The 23,058-nt window shown below is 44.5% G+C and carries 19 protein-coding genes and 1 pseudogene; 3 read left to right on the forward strand and 17 right to left on the reverse strand.

All coding sequences use genetic code 11. The features are described from left to right. The first annotated feature begins 7 nt into the window (after positions 1–7). Positions 8–1,000 carry a lipoate--protein ligase gene (locus AC1DOV_RS29460; protein ID WP_477551742.1) on the forward strand — a complete coding sequence of 331 codons (993 nt, stop codon included), beginning with the start codon at positions 8–10 and terminating at the stop codon, positions 998–1,000. Between the two features lie 91 nt (positions 1,001–1,091). Here the strand turns inward: AC1DOV_RS29460 and AC1DOV_RS29465 are convergent, their stop codons facing one another. From AC1DOV_RS29465 to AC1DOV_RS29515, 11 genes are all read right to left on the reverse strand, one after another. Beyond that, on the reverse strand, positions 1,092–1,280 hold the full coding sequence (locus AC1DOV_RS29465; protein WP_076270373.1) for a hypothetical protein: 189 nt from the start codon (positions 1,278–1,280) through the stop codon (positions 1,092–1,094). 72 nt (positions 1,281–1,352) lie between these two features. Continuing rightward, positions 1,353–1,499 (reverse strand): hypothetical protein, encoded by a 147-nt coding sequence (locus AC1DOV_RS29470; protein WP_179089894.1) that lies wholly within the window; start codon positions 1,497–1,499, stop codon positions 1,353–1,355. 143 nt (positions 1,500–1,642) lie between these two features. Further along, complete coding sequence (locus tag AC1DOV_RS29475; protein ID WP_477551743.1) at positions 1,643–3,349, reverse strand: methyl-accepting chemotaxis protein; 1,707 nt, start codon at positions 3,347–3,349, stop codon at positions 1,643–1,645. Between the two features lie 102 nt (positions 3,350–3,451). Beyond that, positions 3,452–7,801 carry a M20/M25/M40 family metallo-hydrolase gene (locus tag AC1DOV_RS29480; protein ID WP_477551744.1) on the reverse strand — a complete coding sequence of 1,450 codons (4,350 nt, stop codon included), beginning with the start codon at positions 7,799–7,801 and terminating at the stop codon, positions 3,452–3,454. 317 nt (positions 7,802–8,118) lie between these two features. After that, positions 8,119–9,684: an L-glutamate gamma-semialdehyde dehydrogenase gene (gene pruA, locus AC1DOV_RS29485; protein ID WP_477551745.1), complete on the reverse strand. Its 1,566-nt coding sequence runs from the start codon at positions 9,682–9,684 to the stop codon at positions 8,119–8,121. Between the two features lie 12 nt (positions 9,685–9,696). Then, positions 9,697–10,611, reverse strand: a complete 915-nt coding sequence (locus AC1DOV_RS29490) for a proline dehydrogenase family protein (RefSeq protein WP_477551746.1) — start codon at positions 10,609–10,611, stop codon at positions 9,697–9,699. 31 nt (positions 10,612–10,642) lie between these two features. Further along, positions 10,643–11,596, reverse strand: coding sequence for an arginase (gene rocF / locus AC1DOV_RS29495; RefSeq protein ID WP_477551747.1), 954 nt, complete (start codon positions 11,594–11,596; stop codon positions 10,643–10,645). 47 nt (positions 11,597–11,643) lie between these two features. Beyond that, on the reverse strand, positions 11,644–12,849 hold the full coding sequence (locus AC1DOV_RS29500; protein WP_477551748.1) for an ornithine--oxo-acid transaminase: 1,206 nt from the start codon (positions 12,847–12,849) through the stop codon (positions 11,644–11,646). Between the two features lie 110 nt (positions 12,850–12,959). Next, on the reverse strand, positions 12,960–13,682 hold the full coding sequence (locus tag AC1DOV_RS29505) for an amino acid ABC transporter ATP-binding protein (RefSeq protein WP_477551749.1): 723 nt from the start codon (positions 13,680–13,682) through the stop codon (positions 12,960–12,962). Further along, positions 13,682–14,332: an amino acid ABC transporter permease gene (locus tag AC1DOV_RS29510; protein WP_477551750.1), complete on the reverse strand. Its 651-nt coding sequence runs from the start codon at positions 14,330–14,332 to the stop codon at positions 13,682–13,684. Before AC1DOV_RS29510 ends, AC1DOV_RS29505 begins: the two co-directional genes overlap by 1 nt. Before the next feature lie 22 nt (positions 14,333–14,354). After that, positions 14,355–15,179 (reverse strand): transporter substrate-binding domain-containing protein, encoded by an 825-nt coding sequence (locus tag AC1DOV_RS29515; protein WP_477551751.1) that lies wholly within the window; start codon positions 15,177–15,179, stop codon positions 14,355–14,357. A gap of 352 nt (positions 15,180–15,531) precedes the next feature. Between AC1DOV_RS29515 and AC1DOV_RS29520 the strand changes: the two genes are divergently transcribed. Then, positions 15,532–16,176: a GntR family transcriptional regulator gene (locus AC1DOV_RS29520; protein WP_339205204.1), complete on the forward strand. Its 645-nt coding sequence runs from the start codon at positions 15,532–15,534 to the stop codon at positions 16,174–16,176. A 64-nt stretch (positions 16,177–16,240) separates the two neighbouring features. On the opposite strand, the gene AC1DOV_RS29525 is transcribed toward AC1DOV_RS29520, so the two are convergent. The 3 genes and pseudogenes from AC1DOV_RS29525 to AC1DOV_RS29535 all read right to left on the reverse strand — a co-directional run bounded on the left by AC1DOV_RS29525 (position 16,241) and on the right by AC1DOV_RS29535 (position 19,417). Next, the gene (locus AC1DOV_RS29525; protein ID WP_477551752.1) at positions 16,241–18,607 is read right to left on the reverse strand and encodes a putative bifunctional diguanylate cyclase/phosphodiesterase; all 2,367 of its coding nucleotides are present in this window, start codon (positions 18,605–18,607) and stop codon (positions 16,241–16,243) included. A gap of 354 nt (positions 18,608–18,961) precedes the next feature. Then, positions 18,962–19,046, reverse strand: a pseudogene (locus AC1DOV_RS29530) (DUF3934 family protein); the annotation flags it as partial. 176 nt (positions 19,047–19,222) lie between these two features. Then, on the reverse strand, positions 19,223–19,417 hold the full coding sequence (locus tag AC1DOV_RS29535; protein WP_076270361.1) for a hypothetical protein: 195 nt from the start codon (positions 19,415–19,417) through the stop codon (positions 19,223–19,225). 410 nt (positions 19,418–19,827) lie between these two features. On the opposite strand from AC1DOV_RS29535, the gene AC1DOV_RS29540 reads away from it, so the two are divergent. Beyond that, positions 19,828–20,454 carry an SGNH/GDSL hydrolase family protein gene (locus AC1DOV_RS29540; protein ID WP_441884424.1) on the forward strand — a complete coding sequence of 209 codons (627 nt, stop codon included), beginning with the start codon at positions 19,828–19,830 and terminating at the stop codon, positions 20,452–20,454. Between the two features lie 85 nt (positions 20,455–20,539). Here the strand turns inward: AC1DOV_RS29540 and AC1DOV_RS29545 are convergent, their stop codons facing one another. From AC1DOV_RS29545 to AC1DOV_RS29555, 3 genes are read right to left on the reverse strand one after another with little or no spacing between them, the layout of a single operon-like run. Then, on the reverse strand, positions 20,540–21,529 hold the full coding sequence (locus tag AC1DOV_RS29545; RefSeq protein ID WP_477551753.1) for a Gfo/Idh/MocA family protein: 990 nt from the start codon (positions 21,527–21,529) through the stop codon (positions 20,540–20,542). Positions 21,530–21,581: 52 nt separating this feature from the next. Then, positions 21,582–22,220: a ThuA domain-containing protein gene (locus AC1DOV_RS29550; protein ID WP_477551754.1), complete on the reverse strand. Its 639-nt coding sequence runs from the start codon at positions 22,218–22,220 to the stop codon at positions 21,582–21,584. A gap of 36 nt (positions 22,221–22,256) precedes the next feature. Then, positions 22,257–23,018: a sugar phosphate isomerase/epimerase family protein gene (locus AC1DOV_RS29555; protein WP_477551755.1), complete on the reverse strand. Its 762-nt coding sequence runs from the start codon at positions 23,016–23,018 to the stop codon at positions 22,257–22,259. Positions 23,019–23,058 lie beyond the last annotated feature (40 nt).

The raw sequence follows: 23,058 nt of genomic DNA on the forward strand, positions 1-23,058 counted from the left end.
AAAGATCATGCGTTTTGTAAGCAATAATGGCATCACCGACCCAACGCTTAATTTGGCATTAGAGGAATATATATTGCGTTCATTGCCTGACAACGATGACTACTTGCTTTTCTACATAAATGAGCCATCCATCATCATTGGCAAAAACCAAAATACCGTCGAGGAAGTTAATGCAGATTACGTCGAGAGCAGTGGGCTACACGTCGTCCGCAGACTATCTGGAGGGGGAGCCGTCTACCACGATCTCGGCAACTTGAATTTCAGCTTCATTATGAAGGATGACGGTAAGTCCTTTCACAATTTCAAGAAGTTCACCGAGCCTGTTGTACGTGCGCTTCAAGAGCTGGGTGTAGACGCCGAAATGACCGGCCGAAATGATCTACAGGTTGGCGAGCGAAAAATATCCGGCAATGCGCAATTTTCGACGAAGGGCAAAATGTTCAGTCATGGAACGCTGCTGTTTAATTCTGAAATCGAAAATGTTGTATCTGCGCTAAAGGCAAATGCTGAGAAATATGTATCGAAGTCAACGAAGTCGATCCGCAGCCGCGTGGCGAATATTACAGAGTTTTTGAAGGAGCCTATGACGATAGAGCAGTTTAGGCAAAGACTGCTTCAGTCCATCTTTGAGCAATCTGCTGAAATCCCGTTCTACGAGTTATCTGAACAGGACTGGCAAAATATACACAAGCTGGCGGAAGAGCGCTACCGCAGCTGGGAATGGAACTATGGCCGTTCTCCATCCTTTAATGTACAGCAGAAGAAACGAATCGAAGGAGTTGGCACCTTTGACGTTCGCCTTCAGGTTGAAGAAGGATTGATTGTGAACGCTGCTATTTACGGAGACTTTTTTGGCCGTGGCGACAGCAATGAAGTTGCTCAGAAACTGATCGGCATTCGTTATGAAGCTTCCGCTCTAAAGCAGCTTACAGCTGATATTGATCTGCCCTTCTATTTCGGTCCGGTAACGAAAGAACAATGGCTTGAGTTAATTTTGTAAGCAGCATGCAAACAGCCCCTTGCGATATGCGAGGGGCTGTTTACGTAATCATTGAAGGAGAGATTATGTTCACCCTTCATCCCCGCCCTCTTTATCCATTGAAACGTCGATATAACCGATTTACTGCTGCTGACATCTTCTCATTTTCCTTCCCCTTGCGCTCCAGGTTTTCCTGATCTGCCCTCTCAAGCGAAAGCAGGATTAATCCATAACCTACGGCTGAAAGCGATGCTGAAAGCTTGGCCAGTTCTTCAGACTTAATCTCTTTTTTATCTGCCATCAACTTTTCTCCTTTATATTGAAATTTTTAGAATACTTTTATGTGACTAGCTGAATCATCATGGTCAAAGGTTTAAAGCAGCTCTTCCTTTTCCTCTTTTGCTTTTATGACGGCAAACAATCCAAATAAATCGCCAATGACTAATATAACTGCAGCCCATATAGCAAGATCATCAGACGATAATTCGGTTATCTCCGGTTTTGTTGTCGTTTTTGGCATTCGGATTAAGCTCCTTGATTTCATGTGATGATAACAGCCTATGCCAAGGAGCTAATTTGGGTTTGGGCGTATGCCGCTGTGTCCAGAAATAAAAAGGACGACAGCAAGAAACCCCAAGCGGTTCGCTCGGGGCTTTCGACCAGTTATACCATTCTGAACTTAGAGACATGGCTTTGCAAATCACCCGCTGCGGCATGAAGCGTTGTTGCCGATGCTGTTATTTCCTCCATGTACGCTAGCTGCTCTTCGGTTGCTGCAGATACGCTTTGCGTCAATGCTGATGATTCATTAGCCTGCTTCGCGCTGGCTGAAGTGGAAGCAGCAATGTTTTGCGAGCCTGTAGATATTTGTATGGATGACGCAGCAATCTCTTGAATTTGGCTCGCTACCTCACTCACTGAACTGCGGATAAGCTGGAATTGGCTGCTTGTCTCGATCAATGAACGCTTTCCCTTTTTCACTTCATTTTTCCCTTTATCCATCATAGAAACAGCCTGCATTGTATTGTTGCGTACAGTGCCGAGCAGCTTAGACGCTTTTTTTGACGCTTCTTCCGATTGTTTCGCTAAGTTTCTAACCTCTTCCGCTACTACAGCAAACCCTAAGCCATGTTCCCCTGCCCTTGCTGCTTCAATGGTTGCATTTAATGCAAGCAGCCGAGTCTGACCCGAAATGGATGCAATTAATGCTACGATGTTCTCGATGTGCTGCACGCTTTCCTTCACATTTTCCATCGAATTCGCAGTTTCATCGACGATCTGATCAATGCTGCTCATATCTTGGGTGGCAAGCTCCATATAGGAATGGCCGCCATCTACGATAAGAATGGCTTGCTCTGACGTTTCCGAAATCACCGTTACCGCGGATGTTATGCTTCTAATTGCATCGACAATGTCCTCCATCGCTGTTGAAATTGCTTCTGAACCTTGCAGCTGCTCCTCTGCTGATGCAGCAACCAGCTGCGTCGATTCAACGATGTAATACGTAGCTGCTGAGGTTTGTTTGGCTCCTTCACGCATCTCCTCCGAGCTTGCTGCCAGCTGCTTCGCAGCCTGATTGACCTGCTCTATCATCTCCTGCAAACCGCTCCTCATACTATCAAACGAGTCTGCTAATGAACCGATTTCATCTTTATTTCGAATGTGAAGAGGCGTGCTGCGCAAATCACCGCTGGCTACGGCCACAGCTAATCCAGACAAACGTCTAATGGGAATGGAAATATTTCTAGAAAGCAGTGTACCCAGCAGCAGCGTCACCGCAATAAGGAGAATACTTCCGACAAGCATAGAAATATTTGACTGATTAACTTCCCTGTCGTTTGCCAGTACCTTTTCCGCCATAACGCTCTCTTGTGTTTGAGCGAGTTTAATCGCATTGGTGCGAATTAGCTTGGCCAAAGGGAAAACGCGTGTGTTGGCATAAGAAGTGGCTTTTAACTGCTCCACATCGTTAAACGCTGCTACCCGTTCCATGTATTGATTGTTCCAGCCCAGAAGGGCGTCAAGCGCTTTAATATCTTCCTCATTTTGTATCAAAGCTTGTGCTGCCTTTGCTTGACTAACAATATCCGCACTTACCGCATCCATTTCTTTTAACATGTCTTTATTTTTATTCAATAAGTAATCGCTAAAGCTGCTATTGAGCTGAACGGCATTTCTTTGAATAGACTCCATATTCATAAGGACGGCTACATTATTGTTAATAAGCTCATTATAGGATCTATTAAGGTTATTGAGATTATAAAAAATAAAGCATAATAGAAGCATAATAAAAACAATTGCAGCAAAAAAACTGCCGTAAATCTTATTGGCTATCGTTAATTTACGTTTGCTCCCACTATTCAATTTCATCTATGCCGTCCTCCTTACGTTTTCTGTGAGGCAATATGTACTTCATGAAAAAGCTTTAAATAAAAGGGCTGCCGCTGGCAGCCCTTTATTTATTGCTATAATTTAATTTTTCTTAAGGAGCTTGCTAATGATAACGGCTGCTTGCGCTCTGTTAGCTATGCCTTTTGGAGCATAGGAGCCGTCCGTCATGCCGTTGATCACGCCTTGTTCTGTCAGAAGGGCAATCGCTTCTTTCGCATACGATGCCATTTTAGCTTGGTCGCTAAATTTACTTAAGGCACCCTCTACGTCACTTGCTGCTGCATCCTTATTGATGAGCTTCAACGCGTTCGCAGCCATAATAGCCATTTCCTCACGTGTAATTGGTCGGTTTGGATCGAATTTGCCCTCTCCTACACCTTGAGCCAGTCCTGCTTTCACTGCTGCAGCTACTGAAGCGTAGAACCAATCCGACGTTTTCACATCACTGAAGTTTGCAGTGGCACTCTCATCCGCTAATTGATAAGCGCGAACAAGCATCGTCAAAAACTCAGCTCGCGTTACTTGTTTAAGCGGTGCAAATGATGTGCTGCTAATACCTGTAATAATGCCTTTTCCAGCCAACTCCTTAATTGCGTCTCCAGCCCATGCCTCGACAGCTCCTAAATCTTTAAACTCAGGAACGTCAACTGGCGTTGGCGTAGGTTTAGGAGTCGGTGTTGGCGTTGGTGTTACAACTGGACCTGGTCCGCCGGTGCCTGGGTCCGGTGTTACAACAGGTCCCGTCTCCTCAGCAGATGCCGCAGCGAATATTGCATTGGCTACTACTCTGAACTGCTTTTGCGGGTGTGCTCTGTTCAGCAAATCATTCGCAAATAAGGTGACATTAATTTTGCCTTTCTTGTAGGTGAAGCCAATCGTTTTACCTTTTACTTTATCATTTCCAGGCCACCAGCCTGCTTTAAAGAAGTCAGCATCCGTGCTTGCCGTTGCCAACACCTTCGCATTTGCAGGAGTAGAAGTGATCCATGAACCCGATGCGGTGTAGAAGTATTCTTTTGCATCGTACGCAGCCGTAATCAAATGCGTCTGATCCAGCTCTGTTTTGAACAACCCTTCATGAGAGCTTCCTGTCGTTGCGAAATCGAATCCTGGCAGCAGCGTCGAACCCTTCATCGTGTTCATTGCCGATCTTCCGAATCCAATATAAGGCTTGCCCTCACCGATCAGGTTCGTGCTTGCTTGTCCGCTTGTGTTAATAAGTACATCGCTTGCCGCCATATCCGTTGTCACAGGGAAGCCCAAATCTTTTAGAACAAAAGCAGGGACTCCTGTTGCGGATACCGTCGTTAATTTCAGCAGCGGCCCTTCCTTGCTGTTCTTACTGTCAAAAGCGATAACATCTAACAAATATTTTTTGGAAATAGACTGGAGATCCGCTTTGGAAACGAGGAAATCTCCTAATTCGTAACCTGCAGCACCTTTGCTCAGCATCGTTACTGCTTTCTTAGCTGCAAGCAATTCATTTACTGCTTTAATGGCCGCATTGCTTGTATTTCTAATGACATACTGTTCTGCGTCGCCTGGAATGGTTGTCTCTGGGATTACGACTCCAGTAACGCTCGTCGTTTTACCGGAGAAGGCTCCATCCTGACGCACAACATAACGATCAAAACCTCTCATATCAGCAAAGCTTTGAACGATTTCCGCATACATCTCAGAGAAATCCGATACATCAAAGCCATCATACAAGACGAGGTTAGCATAACCCCTCTTCGCTTGCTTCATGTTGACAACGTAAGAGCCAATTGGATAAACAACCTCGCCAATCGTCACAGGTGCCGTGGTTTGTTCGACTTTCACGCCATTGCTCAGCAAGTACTGAACCATTTCATATGTTGCTAGGCGGTTTTTTTGCAATTCGCTTGTTACAGGAAGAACATAATAGTCTGGAAAGAAATTAGTTTCTGCTCCGCGCGGTCTGCCAATGACTTGATCAGCAGCATTCGTCAAATATTTATCAACGGTACGGCTGTCTGTATTCTCGACTCCGCGCTTATAAACTTCAAGCTGGTTCAAAAACAATTTTTCTTTGTTTTCTACTACATACTTGGTTGCTGCAACGCTCGCATAGAAGAGTGCAGTCGTTGAATCCTCGTTAAGCTCTGGTATTTCCAGCGTGTGACCTAATGCACCATGGTGCATCGCATAAACAGCTGTATACGCAGGAGATGCATCGTCCCAGCCTGATTTATTAGGCCCGTTGTTGTTTTGATGAGATTCATACGGAATTTCGTAGCTTGTATATTTGGTATTAGCAATACCTGCTTTACCCATCGCATTCGCTTGCTCGAGCATGCTTCCAATCAATAGATCGTACTCGAAGTTCGGATCATGCGGCGGCGTACACGGCTCGATCAGGAAGCTGCCTACGAAACCGTGCATATCCAAGAAGGAAAGCGGCGACCATTTGGCAATTTCTTTCGTTACGATTTTTGTTTCGGGCTGCGTTTGATAGGAATTATCGCGGTTCAAGTCAAACGAGTTGGCATTTGCCCGCGTATTCAATGAACGTCCATCTGGATTTTCCGTAAAATTCATTAGGAAAATAGCATTTTCAAGCGCATCATTTACGTTTAACGTAACGGGCAGCGGATTAGCAGCATCCTCGTTCGTATTAAACGTGATGTTATCCTTCATCCCCATTTCCCGGAAGAAGTTAAGAATAACGTCAACGCCAGGCGCTTCATCCGGATGGATATTGTTAAGCCATACTGGAACTTTATAGTCGGTGAACGTGCCATTTTTGATTTTATCCTGCAAGCCCTTCGGATCATTCATCATAGCAGGCATCGTTTCATTTAAGTATTTGTCTACAGACGCTTTGTCCTTTGCCAAAATCGTAAAATAAATGTTTCTGCCCTGCACGGATTGGCCAAGAACCTGTGTTTCGACATAGCGATTATTTTTCGCATTAATTTCTGCTGTAATCGCATCAATCTCTGGTTTAATTTCATCATACGAATGATAGCTGTCATAAACATTAAGCTTAATAGGTGCTGTCGCAATGGTGCGGCCTTTCTGATCTAGAACAGCAAAATCACGAGTACCAAGCATTGCCGGGTATCTGGAGCGGTGAGAGCCTGACAAGTTGGTTGTGTTGTAAATAAGGTCAAACGTAACTTGCGCTTTAACCGTCGTTCCATCCAGCACTGGCGTCCCTTCCAAATAGATGAATGGGTCTCCCGAATACGAGTTCGTGCCCCACTTCTTCCATTCGGTCAGAGGTTTGTCGCCATAGCTCCATTTCAGATCTGCAAGCGTTACGCCTGCTGGCAATTCGAATGAAACGTCAATCGTTCTTTTTTCTGTTATGGATGCTTTATCTTTGCTTAGTTGAAGCTCTTGTACTTCAAGAAGAATGCCTGTGAGCACTTTTGTAAATGTCGTTAAATGCTCTTGGATTCTTCCCGGATAAGCAGACTCGATATAATTAAGAGTATCTTTTGCTGTGTGCCATATCTCTCCATCCAGTGTAGTTTGCGTATAACCATCCTTGTCGCCAAGGCTCCAGTTCGTCGCTTCCAAGTAGGCGTAAGGAATGCCTGCTTTCGAGAATGGCGCATGATCACTCCAGTCTCCCGTTGTACCAGCTGGATACTTAGGGTTTTCACCTGGATTAGTTATAAGGGAAAGACCAAGACGGTCAGCAATGCTAAGGCCTAGGTCACGAACGAAACCTTTTGAACCATTGCTGCCATAAATGTACATATTGTCGCCGACAGCCACACTGTCGAGGTTAATCATTGCAACTGTGTTTTTCTTATCTTGAGCAGTCATTTGAGACACATAATATTGAGAACCTCTAAGTCCTTGCTCTTCCGCGCCAAACGCAATGAATTTAATCGTATACGGCGTAGCTAGCTCGGACACTGCTTTCGCTGATTCCAGCATAACCGCTACACCTGACGCATTATCATCAGCACCTTTGCCCGCGCTGACGGAGTCATAATGCGCGCCTACGATTACAACCTTTGGCGACGTTCCTACTTTAGTCGCTACGATGTTATTTGAATTAACCGTTGTCGCACCGCGAGTATAGCTGAACGGCTGTACCGTTGTATCAAGGCCTAGCTTTTCAAATTCAGCCTTCACATAATTTCCGGCTTCAACCTCTTTCGCTGAGCCCGCAACACGAGCACCGATTGTGGTCGCCATATAATTAAGATAATCATAAGCACTTTTACCAACCGAATCTTCCGGCTCAGCAAGTGCAGAGACGATTAGCGGCTCCGTATCCGAAGTTTCTTCAGGCACCGTTGTTTCTGGAGCAGCGGCAGTCTCCTCAGCAGGAACCGAACCTGTATCGGCACCTTCTCGTGCATATGCAGCACCAGGAGCAATGATAGAGAAAATAAGCATTAAGGAAAGCATGAGTGCGAGAAGCTTTTGAGAGATAATCTTCTTAGGCATGTTCTTCCTCCTTTTTTGTCTAGCAATTAATCGAATAAGTAGAGTGCAGCCAAACTATAGATCGACGATGCTATACTCACCACTCCCATTCCGCCTTTGCGTTAATCAATTTTGACTTAATCTAGGATGTGCCTTATGTATATGTGGGTAAAGCGTCAAAATTTGTATACAATATACTTCTTTACGTGAGATAGTGTAACATCAACATTCCATATAGACAATGATATTTTCAGATATTCGATCAAAATTCAATAAAAATCAATCTTTTATGTTATTTTATATGACATTAAACTTTAAGAATACCGTCCATTATTCATTCATAGTTTAATAGACGTAAGTTTAGCTTGCGTGAACAATAGCATATAATCATGTCCGCCAGCCTTTGAATCTGTACCTGACATATTAAATCCCCCAAAGGGATGAACGCCTACTAATGCTCCCGTACATTTACGGTTAATATATAGATTGCCGCAATGCATTTCCTGCAGCGCTGCTTGAATACGATCCTCTTCAGCCGAGAAAAAAGCTCCTGTCAGCCCAAATTCCGTATCATTGTATATACGGATAGCCTCTTGCCAATCCCTCGCCTTAGCAATGGCTAGTACAGGCCCGAATATCTCTTCTTGCATTAACGAATCTTTTGGAGCAACATCAGCAAATACCGTTGGCTCTATGAAATAGCCGCTCTCTATTCCTTTTCCTCCGCCTACTATCAATCTACCTTCACTCTTGCCTCTCTCAATGGCATTCAAAATCTTGTCAAAAGAAGCTTTATCAATAACAGGCCCGATTGCCGCATTCTCTTCCGGGGATCCCATAACAAGCTTGCTCGTTCTTTCTTTCACTTTTTCAATTAGCTCATCATACACATCCGCTACAACAATGGCTCTTGAGCCTGCCGAGCATTTCTGTCCTTGAAACCCGAATGCAGAAGCTACAATAGCATCAGCAGCAGCATCGATATTGGCCGTTTCATCCACGACAATACCGTCTTTCCCGCCCATTTCCGCAACAACTCGCTTCATCCATATTTGTCCCGGCGCTTGTTCAGCAGCCAGCCTATTAATACGCAGCCCTATTTCCTTCGAACCTGTGAAGCTAATGAATCTAGTCTTCGGATGGCTAGTCAAGTAGTCGCCGATTTCTGCACCGCTTCCCGGCAAATACTGAATAACATCAGCAGGCATCCCCGCCTCCACCATCAGCTCATAGAACTTGTAAGCAATAATCGGAGTTGTAGATGCAGGTTTCATAATAATCGTGTTGCCTGCAACAATAGAGGCACTAGCCATCCCAGCGCATATTGCCAGCGGGAAATTCCAAGGCGGAATAACAATCCCGACACCAAGCGGAATATAAGTCAGCCGATTGTCTTCACCTGCCAGTTTAACCAGCGGTTTAAGCTCATTGGTTTCCGCTAATTTCAACATTTCACGTGCATAATAATCCATAAAATCAATCGCTTCTGCCGTATCTGCATCGGCTTCTGCCCAGTTTTTACCCGACTCAATTACGAGCCACGCCGAAAAATAATGCTTCCGCTCCCGCATGAGCGCTGCGGCTTTCATCAAGCAGCTCGCCCGTGTCCATACCGATGTATGTTTCCACGTTTCAAAAGCAGCAAGCGCTGACTTCATCGCCTGTTCAGCTAATTCTTGGCTCGCTTTTGCCACTTCGCCAACTACTTCATCCGACTTTGCCGGGTTGCGCGAAACAATATAATCGGCGGTATGGACGGCATGACCTCCAATATGCAGCGGGTATTGCTTGCCTAATTCCGTTCTCACATGAGCAATAGCTTCCAGAAAGGCGGCACGGTTCTCAGCATTGCCAAAATCAGTCATCGGTTCAGTAACAAATGGCGTTACATTCCATTCTCTCATTGTCATTCCCCTTTACTTCCACATATTTTTCAGTACAAACCAAACATTATCAGGTCGTTCAGCGAGCCTGCGCATGAAATAACCAAACCAATCTTCACCGTAAGGAACATAGATTCTTACTCTATAACCATCGCGAACGAGTTCATCCTGCAGCTCCTCGCAAATGCCATAAAGCATTTGAAACTCGAATTGCTCCACTGGAATTCCCTGCTCTTTGATGAACCTTTTTGCGGTCTCAATGATGGTGCGATCATGGGTCGCTATCCCTGTGTAGCTGCCGCTCTGCAAATGCATCTTTATTAATCTCTCAAAGGATTGATCGACATCCGCTTTCTGCGGATAGGCAACCTCTTCAGCTTCTTTATAGGCGCCCTTCACCAGCCTTAGGTTGGCACGATTAAGTCCTAGCTCATGAACATCCTGCTCCGAACGAAACAGATAAGCTTGAATAACGATACCTACATGGTCATATGACTCTCGCAGCTTCTTATATAGATCAAGAGCAGGCTGGCAGTGTGAGTAATCTTCCATATCGATTCGAACAAAAATGTTCATTTTTGCAGCGGCATCCAATATCGTTCTCATATGCTCCTCGCACAGCTTGCTGTCCAGATCCAGTCCTAAGCTTGTAAGCTTTAAGGATAAGTTCGCATTTGCATTAGAAGCAGCAATTGCCTTAAGCGTGCGCAAGCACATATTTGCGGAATGGGCTGCCTCTTCCTTGCCTCGAATAAATTCGCCTAAATGATCTAAAGTTGCCCTTTTCCCTTGTTTATTAAGCTTCTTGACCGCTTCAATGGCGCTGCTTATCTCAAGCCCAGCTACAAATCGGCTAGCTCCCAGCTTGAGGCCATATTTACGCGCCAAGCCCCCAATTCGCCTGCTTTTGCCGAGAGTCAGAAAAAAGCTCCTCATCATTTTTTCCATAGCGAGCCCTCGTCCCCTAACCGCCTAGATTCTATATAATTCGTTTGCCAAGCAGAGAGGTAGCCATCTCAACCGCAAGCCGAGAAGTACGCATGCCTACATCCAGCAGAGGATTTACTTCCACAATATCCATAGAGGTTACACGGCCTGTTTCAGCTAACAGCTCCAGCGCTAAATGCGCTTCGCGATAACTTATTCCACCTGGAACCGGCGTTCCTACACCGATAGCTTCCGCCGGGTCCATACAATCCATATCAAAGCTTACATGCACGCCATCCGTACCGCTGCTCACAATCTCTATCGCTTTCTCCATGACTGCCTTCATGCCCATTCGATCAATGTCATGCATCGTAAAGCAAGCAATTCCTTCTGAGCGAATAAGCTCCTTCTCGTAATGATCCAAATCACGCGCTCCGATAATCACTACATTTTCTTTCTTAATGAGCGGTCCAGCTCCCGGTATATCGGAAAGCTTAAACTTCCCTAGACCCATCGCTACCGCAAGCGGCATACCGTGCATATTTCCGGATGGAGTGGTCTCCTCCGTATTCAAGTCGCCATGCGCATCAAACCAGATAATGCCCAAATTATTGTAATGACCAGTCAAACCAGCTAGCGAGCCAATCGCAACACTGTGGTCCCCCCCTAATACGAGAGGAAAAGAGTCCGCAAGCACTGCGCGATAGACCTGTTCCCCTACTAGCCCGCTCATCTCTTTCACTTCGGGAAAATATTTCATCTTGGGCTGCTTCGGATCAAGCACGCCATGCCTCGGGCAGCTGACCTCGTAGTTGCCAACTAAATCAAATCCCATACTTCTGATTTGACGCGCAAGCCCTGATTGAATAATGCTTTCCGGTCCAAGCTCCGATCCTGCGCGGCTTCCGCCCATCCAGAACGGAACGCTTATGAGTCTCACTTTTTTATTCGCCATAAAATCCGTCCTCCCCGTCTTGTTAAGATTCGCTTCCCCAATGCTTCCCATAGTGAACATCCCCTTCCTTAAGCTGTCTCCGTCCGCAAATTCATCCCTTATTCGGATTGAAGCACAAACGCAATCCTTTCTATCGCCCAATCGATCTCTTCTTTCGTAATAATGAGCGGCGGCGCGAACCTTATGGTCGTGTCATGTGTTTCTTTGCACAATAGCCCTTTCCCCATCAGACGTTCACAGTATGGCCTCGCTGCTGTATCAAGCTCCAAACCGATAAACAAGCCCTTACCGCGAATTTCCACAATATGCGGTGAACTAATTTCAGCTAATTGTTCTCGAAAATATTTCCCCAGTTCATCCGAACGATCTGCCAGCTTTTCCTCCTCAATGACATCAATCGCTGCTGCAGAGACGGCACAAGCCAGCGGGTTGCCGCCAAACGTAGATCCATGCGAACCTGGCTCAAACACGTTTAAAATCGTATCGTTTGCGGCGATTGCCGAAATGGGCATCACCCCACCGCCCAGCGCTTTGCCCATAATATAAACATCTGGTGTTACATTTTCCCAATCACACGCAAAGCGTCTGCCTGTACGTCCAAAACCGGTTTGAATTTCATCGGCCATGAACAGCACATCATTTTGTTTGCACAATGCATAAGCTCCTGACAAATATCCTTCCGGCGGAATAATGATGCCCGCCTCCCCTTGAATAGGTTCAACTAGAAAGGCAGCTGTATTTGGCGTAATCGCCTGTTCAAGAGCAGCCAAATCGCCATAAGGAACTAGCTTGAAGCCTGGCGTAAATGGCCCAAAATCCTTTTTGTATTCATCCGTTGATGAGAAGGAAGTGACCGTTATCGTCCGACCATGAAAATTGCCCATACAAACGATAATTTCCGCTTGGTCGTGCTCCACGCCTTTCTCGCGATATGCCCAGCGACGAACCGCCTTAATGGCGGTTTCCACCGCTTCTGCTCCCGTGTTCATTGCCAAAATTTTATTTTTACCCGTGTAATTAACGAGTTTTTCATAAAACTCGCCCAGCTTATCATTGTGAAAAGCTCGTGAAGTGAGCGTTACTTTATCCGCTTGATCTTTAAGTGCATGAATAATCTTTGGATGCCTATGACCATGATTAAGAGCGCTGTACGCACTGAGCATATCCATATACTGATTGCCTTCAGGGTCGTTCACCCAGACACCTTCAGCCTCCGAAATGACGATAGGCAGCGGATGGTAATTGTGTGCGCCGTATCGATCCGACTGCTCCATGACAACCGCTGTAGATTTGGTAGATGTCATATCGATGAAATCACTCCCTGCAAATTTGTATACAATATTCAATTACTGTTATAAAAAAACCTGGATTGATTATTAACCACCAGGAATTTACAAACTAAACGACCTTGCTGCTATAAAACCTTTGCCAAAAAATCTTGCGTTCGCGGGTGCTGAGGATTTTGGAATACCTTCAGCGGCACTCCCTCTTCAACAATGCAGCCGTCATCCATAAACAGCAGCCTATCGCCAACCTCGCGGGCAAAACCCATTTCATGCGTTACAATAACCATCGTCATTCCGTTTTGAGCAAGCTTCCGCATCACTTCAAGCACCTCGCCAACCATCTCAGGATCGAGTGCTGACGTTGGTTCATCAAACAGCATCACGCTAGGCTGCATGGCAAGCGCTCTCGCTATCGCAACACGCTGCTTTTGTCCGCCTGAGAGACGATCTGGATAGGCATCTTTCTTGTCTTCGAGCCCCACTAAGCGCAGCAGCTCCACAGCTTCTACATTTGCCTGCTCTTTGCTCAGCTTCTTTAGTTTACGCGGAGCAAGGGTTAAATTTTCCAAGACAGTCATATGCGGAAATAAATTAAAATGCTGAAACACCATACCCATTTCTTGACGAATCCGATTTAACTCCGACTGTTTATTTATAATTTCACGATCATTCAGCTGAATATGACCAGCCGACGGCTCCTCCAATCGATTCAAACAACGAAGAAAGGTGCTTTTCCCCGATCCGCTTGGTCCGATAACAACAACAACCTCGCCTTTGCGAATTACCGTGTCTATCCCCTTCAATATTTCGTTTTTTCCATAAGATTTGCGCAGCCCTTTTACGACTATCATCAGCTTCTCAACTTCCTCTCTAGCACAGCAAGCAGCCTGGATAATGTAAATGTCATGATAAAATATAAAGCGCAGGCGATTAACAACGGCTCCATCGGCGAGAAGGTGACGCTCTGAACCGTCCGAGCATTGAACATCAGCTCCGCAATGCCTATGACGGATATAAGCGAGGAATCTTTTATAATAATAATGAATTCATTGCCGATTGCCGGCAGCATGTTGCGGAAAGCTTGCGGCAGCACGATGTACCGAAGCGCCATACCTCTGCTCAGCCCCAAGGATCGAGCCGCCTCCGTCTGACCCTTGTCGATCGCTTCGATTCCCGCTCGAAATACCTCAGCCATATAGGCAGAACTATTAATTGTAAGCGCCACCACTCCGGATATAAAAGGCGGAAGATTTACACCAAATCCAGTCAGTCCATAATGAATAATAAAGATTTGCACGAGCATCGGGGTTCCTCGTATGATCTCGATATAGGTAGAGGCCAAAAACTTAACCGGCCAGATGCGCGAGATTCGCATTAATGCAAAGACAACCCCAAGCACTGTGCCTAGTGCCACGCCGAAGAAAGACAGCTCCAGCGTGACCAAGGCTCCTCTCAAAAAAATCGGCCAATACTCAGCCATGAAACCGAAGTTTAAATCCATATCCAACTACTCCGTCCGCTCTTTATTCGCCAACCAGCTCATTGGCCTCAACGACATAACGATCAATTTCGCCGCTTTCCTTCAAACGAGCAATCGTTCCATCAATTTTATTAAGCAAATCTTGGTTGCCCTTCTTAACAGCTATGGATACGCCAGCTTCTTCTACGGGCTGCTCTATCTTCACTTCAGACACAGCAATATCCGTTTGGGCCACTGCGTATTGATCCGCAACCGGTTTTTCTAGAATAATGGCATCTACACGACCGCTCTTCAGCTCCAAAATCAGTTCAGGAATTTTAGCCAATGCCGTTAGCTTCGCATCGGCGATTTCCTGTGCGATCCCCTCTTGAATCGAGCCTTTTTGAATACCGATTTTTTTGCCTTTCAAATCATCCAATGACTTGAATTGCTCAGTTTGGTCCTTTTTCACCAAAACGCCTTGGCTAGTCAGGTAATAGATTTCAGAGAAATCAACGTTCTTTTTACGTTCTTCCGTAGGCGTCAGACCCGAAATAACCATATCTACTTTTCCTGTATCAAGTGCGAGCAGCAAACCATCAAAGTCCATATCTTGAATTTTGAGCTCAGCATTCATATCTTTTGCTATCTCTCTAGCAATTTCAATATCGAAACCTACGATCGTATCTTTACCGTCTATTATCTTATGGAACTCAAAGGGTGCGTAATCTGCACTTGTACCCAGGGTAAGCGTTGTTTTCTCTACTGCTGGAGGATCTGTTGCCGCGTTATTGTTCGTTGCAGCTGGCGTATTTTCCTTATTGTTTTGACCACATGCCGAAAGGACGACCATAACCGAAATAAGCAGCAATGATAATTTCTTTTTCATTTCCATCTCTCCCAATTCATTATCTGATTTAGTCTAAAATCCCCCGAATTGAATACGGAGTTAAATCTGTATACAATATACATGTATGATGGAAGTTATTATAACATCGGTTTCCACTATCTACAATGTTTTTTTATGATTCCATTAAAAATAGTTATTTCAATGTGAGTTATTATGACACCTTTCGACATATTCATACGCTTGTCTAATATCTGGATCAGATGATAAAATAGTGAAATCATCTACTGTACGAATACATGTTCAATCATCTAAGACATTTCTCTATCCCATATAAAAGTTAAACAGCAAACAACTTCACCTCATTAAAGTAAGTTAGAACAGGGGAACCTACATGCAATCACCTAAATACCAATCGTTAAAAGACCATGTTTACGAGTATATCGCTCAAAAAATCCAAGATGGCACATTACTGCCGAATCAAAAAGTTAATGAAGCTGAAATTTGCAAAAAACTAGATATAAGCCGTACGCCTACCAGAGAAGCATTATTTCAACTATCCTCCGACAATCTCCTAGATTATTTACCTAGACGCGGCTTCACTGTCAAAGCCTTCGATTCCAAGAAAAAACTCGATTTTTCCCGAATTATTGGAGTGTTGGATGCACTCGCTGCTACCTTATGTATTGATTTACTTCAGCAGCCTGACTTCATCGAAATGGAAAGGCTTGTCGACAAAATTGATCTTGATATTAGCAAGCTGTATTTCTCCGATTATCATATGGACCAATACAACTTCCATGATATTTACATAAAAAAATGCGATAATCCTGTATTAATTGAAACGTTAAATTCATTAAAAAATAGCTTTATTCGTCAATCCTATGCAAGTGAAGACAAACCAAAGCTCGCAAACGTGCTAAAGCAAGTAAATGCGGAGCATCGAAAAATTCTTAACTTGTTCAAAGAGAAGGATAAAGAAGCCTTGGAAGCTACACTTAAGCATCACTGGCGCATTATTGATACCGAGATGCTCTAATGCCATACAGAAAAAAGGCTGCCAGCTTGAAGCTGGCAGCCTTCGTTTATGCACTTCCGATCTATCACCTAGCGATTAATAGTTTATTAAACTCTAGCAATGGGAGCGGCTTATGATAGTAATAACCCTGCGCTTTGTCGCAGCCAAGCTGCTTCAGCTGCTCATATTGATCCAATGTTTCTACGCCCTCCGCAACCACCTGCTTCTGCAGGTCATGCCCCATCGACACAATCGTCTTCACGATGGATAAGCCGCCTTGATAGGCATCCATGTCTGTAATAAAGGAGCGGTCAATTTTGATAATAGCAATCGGCAGCTGTCTTAGCACACTTAATGAGGAATAACCTGTACCAAAATCATCAATGGCGATATGTATACCTAAAGCAACAAGCTCATCGAGCATCTTTCTAGCTACATTTAAATTATTAACGACCATGCTCTCCGTAATCTCCAAGCATAACCGATCAGGCTCAAGGCCACTGCTGCGCAAAATCTCCTGAACCTTGTTTACGAAATCCGGCTGCATGAATTGTCTCGACGAAACGTTCACCGACAGCATAAAATCATTCCAGCCTTGCTCCTGCCACAGTTTACCCTGCTGACAAGCTTCCGCAATAACCCATTGTCCGATTTCATTAATTAATCCCGTTTGCTCTGCCAGCGTGATAAATTCTCCTGGATGCACCATGCCAAGCTCTACCGATTGCCAGCGAATAAGCGCCTCGGCCCCTATTAGCTGCCCGCTCGCCAAATTAATCTGCGGCTGATAATGGAGAACAAATTCCTTGCGTTTCAGTGCTTTGCGAAGATGCTTCTCCAGCTTGACGTCACGCTGTACTAGAGCAATCATCTCATTCGTATACAAACGATACTGATTGCCTCCGCTATGTTTCGCATTGTACATGGCAATGTCTGCCCTCTTGATAAGCCCATCAGAGCTGTCATCATCAAATGGATGGACACTAATTCCAATGCTGCCGCCTAAGTAGAAATCTTGCCCTTGAAGCGTAATCGGCAGCTGAAAGGCTAGATGAATGTTTTCGGCAAGCGACACGATCTCATCATATTCTTCCGCTTCTTTAATTAAAATAATAAATTCATCTCCGCCCAGACGGGCAAGCAAATGCCGATGGTCCACATTTTGGCGCAGGCGCTGAGCAACGTCAATTAAAGCCTGATCACCAAACTGATGTCCAAGCGTATCGTTTATCAGCTTAAAGCGATCCAAATCAATAAGCATGACTCCGAGCAGCGCTTTTGATGATTTCACAGCTTTCAACGAAGCTTCCAGCTCTCGATTAAAATGATAGCGGTTAGGCAGCTTAGTCAATGTATCGTGATGTGCCAAAAAATGTATGAGACGCGATTCTTCCTGCTGCTGCGTAATATCCCGAATGACCATTAACAAAAACCAGTCCTTACCCTCAGCCATCATTTCCGTATCAGCCAAAATCGCACGTTTCTGGCCTTTTCGATTCACTATGGTCAGCTCACGGTTTCTCCATGCATCCTTCGGAAAGGAAGCAGCAAAGGCTTCCTCCATGTCTTTGCGTTCGTTCATAACGATGAATTCAGATAAAGAGCGATTTTCCAGCTCCTCTTCCTTCTCAAATCCAAGTATACGAAGCGCACCTGGATTTACTTCCTTCATGATCATATTTTTGTCGATCATAATGATGGCGGTGGGGGAAAAATGATAGAGCAGCTCATATTTTTTGGATGTAGAAGGCAAGAAATCATTTTTCATATAGACACGAAGTGAAATACTCCATATTATCGTTGTCAAAAAAATGACTGAATCTGAAATATAAACATAAGGCGAGAAAGCAGTATATACAATTAAAACCCCGATCGTCGCCAGCTGGTAAAATAGATTGGCTTTAAACAGCACCATAAATCGTTTTCGATCAACGTTATTATTCGCTTTATAATGGGCTATTAGACAAATAGCTATATTAAGCAATGAATACATGACCAAAAAACCATAAATAACAGTCATAGCTGGAGCAACTTCGATTTGTTTCCAAAAACCTTCTATACGAACCCCTTCAAGCAAATATTCTCTTCCTCTTATGGCTAGAAGCAGAAAATACATTATAAATGGTATAAAAGCTATGCCTATGGTGCTCCATCGAGAAAGTCGATGATAACTGTTTGTTGCCGTAAGATGAAGCAAAACGCTCATGCTTACCGCGGCTATAGAAGCCGGGTAAACCATATAAGCAGAAATATTCAGCGCATATTCGGCAGATAACAGCTGCTCGAGGTATTGAAAAAAAATCATACTCGCCAGCAAACAAATGGTAAGAAAGGCAAGACGATTCTCAATATGCTTAGCGTTTCGTCTTATAATAACTAAAGCGGTGTCAATCATATACATGACAGGAAAGATAAAGAAGAGCAGAAGCATTATGGATTGATAGTCACTCATATGATGAAGCCACCTCGCTGAACATTATTCATAAATACAATTCACATTTTTATCCAAGCAATAGTACCATTATAAAACTTAAATATCGGCAGGACAACGAGAAAAAGACGGTTAAACAGAGAACTTCCCTGTCTAACCGTCTTTCGTTTCATAAGAGCACCATGGCTCACACGCAGGCTGCTCTTTGTTATTTCTATTTTCTGCCCTTAGCCGCGCTTCCGCCTTTAAATACGGTACTGCCCTTAGTCATGTTAGCGCTTTTAGCATTAGGCGTATTTTTATCGTCCGTTTTACCTTTTTCGCCTTCAGCGCCTTTAGCGCCTTGGTTTCTGCCAAATACCTTTTTCGCTAACTTCTTTTTTTCCCCTGCTTGCCAGCGATTCCAGCCTTTTTTGTCCGTTCCTCTGCCGGTTCCGCCTTTACCCTTTGTACTACTCATATTATCACTCCATCATGTCTTCTATGCCGAGTTAAACCTCATAAAATGCAGCTAAAGCATCTATCAGAATCTTGTTCCTCGTTATCATTACTTATCAGTATACCATTAATCCGGCACTTGGATTCTTATGATGGCTTTTAAATTTTAAATTTCGTTATGCTCTTCGTTTGTTATTCTTAATAAACATGAACCTTATCGCTCATGATTTTCCGAAGAATATTTTTATGACGCTCAGCTCTAAGGACCAAAGCCTTTAGCGCGGCTAACGCTTCACCAGCTTGTTCGAGGTAATACTCGTCGCCAAAAAGCGTGTATAATCTCATATAATCATTATATTCATCCAGCCATTCATTGAAGTAAGAAGAGATCATTCCCATCACTCCCTTAATTCGATTATAGAGCAAGAACATTAAGATTTTATGAAAAAAATAGGAGGAAAAACATAAAATCATTCTAGCTGTTTCTGTTCTTCTAGTTTATAGTATATTTTAAAGTTTTCTGAATATTCCCAAAAATGTTTACGCACCATTAACAAATGCTGCCCCAATCTATTTATCCTTCTCTATACTATTAAATAGGAAATAACAGAAAAGTTAAATAGAAACTTCAGTTATAATTGTTTCTTATTTTATGGCAGAAAAAACAGCTGCTTATTGACCAGAGAATGGAATCCTTTGTATTATGAATTTGCTGACAAATAGAAAGCGCTCACAGCTATCCCGCTTCAAGACATGTTTTATCTTATGAAGACTAGTATTTGAACTCATTGGAGGTCTAAAAAATGACATTAATCGATCAAAACGCAATTGTTCTATTTCAAGGCGACAGCATCACGGATGCTGGCCGCAACCGAAATGACTGGGCAAATCTAGGATCGGGTTATGCAAATCTTGTAACGTCTTTGTTTACGAGTAAATATCCTGAGAAACAAGCTACGTTTCTGAACCGCGGGATATCGGGTGACCGTGTCATTGATTTGGAGCGGAGATGGGAAGTGGATTGCCTTGATTTGAAACCAAGCCTGTTGTCTGTTTATGTAGGCATTAATGATACTTGGCGCCGCTATGACAATAATGATCCACTTAGCACGGAGGAATACTATACCACTTACCGCCGCTTGCTGAGCAGAGCAAAGGAGCAGTTGAACGCTAAGCTTGTTCTAGTCGAACCTTTCGTGCTTCCAGTAAATGATAGCCAGAAGCAATGGCGTGAAGATCTTGATCCAAAAATTCAAGCTGTCCGCGAGCTCGCTGGAGAATTTAAAGCCATTTATGTTCCGCTTGATGGTTTGTTCGCACAGGCTGCAACGCAGACAGGACCGGCTTATTGGGCTCCCGACGGTGTTCACCCGTCTCCTGCTGGTGCCGCACTCATTGCTGAAGCATGGCTTCAAGCGGTAAAAGCATAAGCGATTTAGAAGGCTTCTGCTTAGAGGCAGCGATACTGATAAAAAAAGGAGTAGGCGCATACGCAGCCTACTCCTTTTTTTACAATTATTCATCAGCAGGATAACGAAGACCCCACTGCTTCCTGATCGTATCCAGCGTCTCCATAATTGCTAGCGTCTCATCCAGCGGAATGATTGAACTTTCGAGCCTTCCCTCACGGAGCGCATTCATCGCTTCCTCAGCTTCAAATGAATAACCCTCTGCTTCACGGTCGTCCTCGATCGACTCTGCAGCACCCTGTTTCGGGTGCAAATATGCTGATTTACCGAACAAGAAGTTTGGCACATGAATATGCCCCTTCGTTCCATAAATATAAGCATCATTAACCATTTCCAGCTGTACCGCTCCATTCAGCGATGCAGTACGTCCACCTTCATATTCAAACAACAATGAAAACTGCTCGTCTACTCCCGTCTCGCCAAGACGAGCACTGCTCATAATTTTGGATGGCGCCCCTCCGAAAATTAATGATGCGAAGGAAACAGGGTAAATACCAGCATCCAGCAGTGCCCCGCCGCCCAGCGCAGGATCAAGCAGACGGCTTTCCGGCGCCCAGCCGATATCAAAGCCAAAGTCAGCTTTAAGCATTCGCACTTCTCCGATTTTACCATCCGCAATCCATTCCATGACCTTAAGGATTGGCGGTAAAAACCGTGTCCACATCGCTTCCATAAGAAATACTCGTTTTTCTCTGGCTAATGTTATGATTTCTCTTGCTTCCGCCGCATTCATTGTGAATGGCTTCTCGCAAATGACAGCTTTGCCAGCACGCAATAGGGCGAGCACATTATCTTTATGGATGGGATGCAGCGTTCCTACATAAACAATATCGATCTCGGAATCTTGCGTCAGCTCTTCAATGCTGCCATAAGCGCGTGGGATATTATACTCTTTGGCAAAACGCTCTGCCTTCTCTAGGTTTCTCCCACCAACAGCGACTAGCTCTGCACCCTCTGCAAATGCTAAATCTTTAACAAACTTTGAGGAAATCCAGCCCGGACCCAAGATGCCCCATTTAATTGTTTGTACCGACATATCCTTATTCACTCCTCTGAATAAAAAATGTACATTTGTTGGTAGCTCCCTATTATCGGTCGCTTCCACCGCACCATTTCAAAGCTTGGTTTATCGTTGCTTGATACTCTTCCATCTGCAGCACGGATAAGAGATGCCCTGGTGTAAGCACGCAAACTCTTCCTTCACCTTGCTCTCTTATCCAGCCCGCTGGCTGCGTGCCGTGCTCTGACTCCGAAGTCATCAACACTTGAATGCGATCGTCGATAACTTCCATAAAATAATGCTCGTCATGTACCGTAAAGTCCTGTGCATGCGCCTTGTCCCATGGCGTTTCGTCCTTATGAACGATCGTAACGGAACAAGCGGCCGGATGATGCTGGAATACCCCGCCTACAAGCTCAAAGAAAACAGGCTCATCACGATAGCCCACCGTTCCTGCATGCAGCACCAGCAATCCTTTGCCTTGCTCGACATAGCTTTGGAATTGCAGCTGAATCTCCTCAGTGAGCCAAGGCGTTGTATCTGTTGCCGACACTTGGTTCGACTTGGCAAGCACAACCACATCCTGCTGATCCATCCATGCGCGCGACCATTCTGATGCATGCTGGGTATAATCGAGCTGAAAACCTTGCTTGCCGAGCGGCTCCAAGCCTTCCTTGATCAGCTTGCCGGGGTGCCAATAATCGTCGCAAATAATGCCGATTTTCATCTCTATCATCCTCTCGCTTCTATATTAACATTGCTCCTATAGAAATTGTTTTAAATTGTTAAAACTAATAGCCAAGCTCTCAAACGGATCACGTCTACATACATCCTGCTCGACTACATACCACTCTACTCCAATCTCTCTGCATGCTTCAATAATCGCTTTGAAATTTAAGTTTCCTTCGCCAATTTCGGCGAATACTTGCTTATAATCAACGATTTCCAAATCTTTGAGATGAACAACACCCATACGGCCTTTAACCTGATGAATCGCATCCACCGGATTTACACCGCCAACATGTACCCAATAGGTGTCGAGCTCGAATCCAACTGCAGCCGGGTCACTTTCTTGCTGCAAAATATCCATTCCTGTTCTGCCTGCAAACTTCTGGTACTCAAACTGATGATTATGATAAATAAACTGCAAGTCATGCTCCTGCAGCTTTCTTCCAATTTCTGTCGCTTGCTTCGCAAAGGTGGAATAGCCCTCCCCGCTAGTGCGGTATTCATCCGGAATAGAGCCTAACCCAACATACTTACAGTTCCACAGCTTATGCATTTGCACGGTATTGTCAAAGTCATTGACCATAGAATCAAGACTTACATGTGTAGCACAAATACGAAGCCCTTCGGCATCTGCTAATTGCTTCACTCTTTCTGGAGCAATAGGCCCTATTCCCGATACTTGAACCGCTTCATAACCGATTTCCCTTACCTTGCGCAGCGTCTGCTCCAAATCCGCTTCATTCTGGCAATAGTCACGCAACGTGTACAACTGTACTGCAATATTTGATAAGTTCATTTCTTCGCCGCCTTTATCATAGATTTGGGTTAGCTTACAT

It is taken from the genome of Paenibacillus sp. 01T47 (assembly GCF_056398245.1).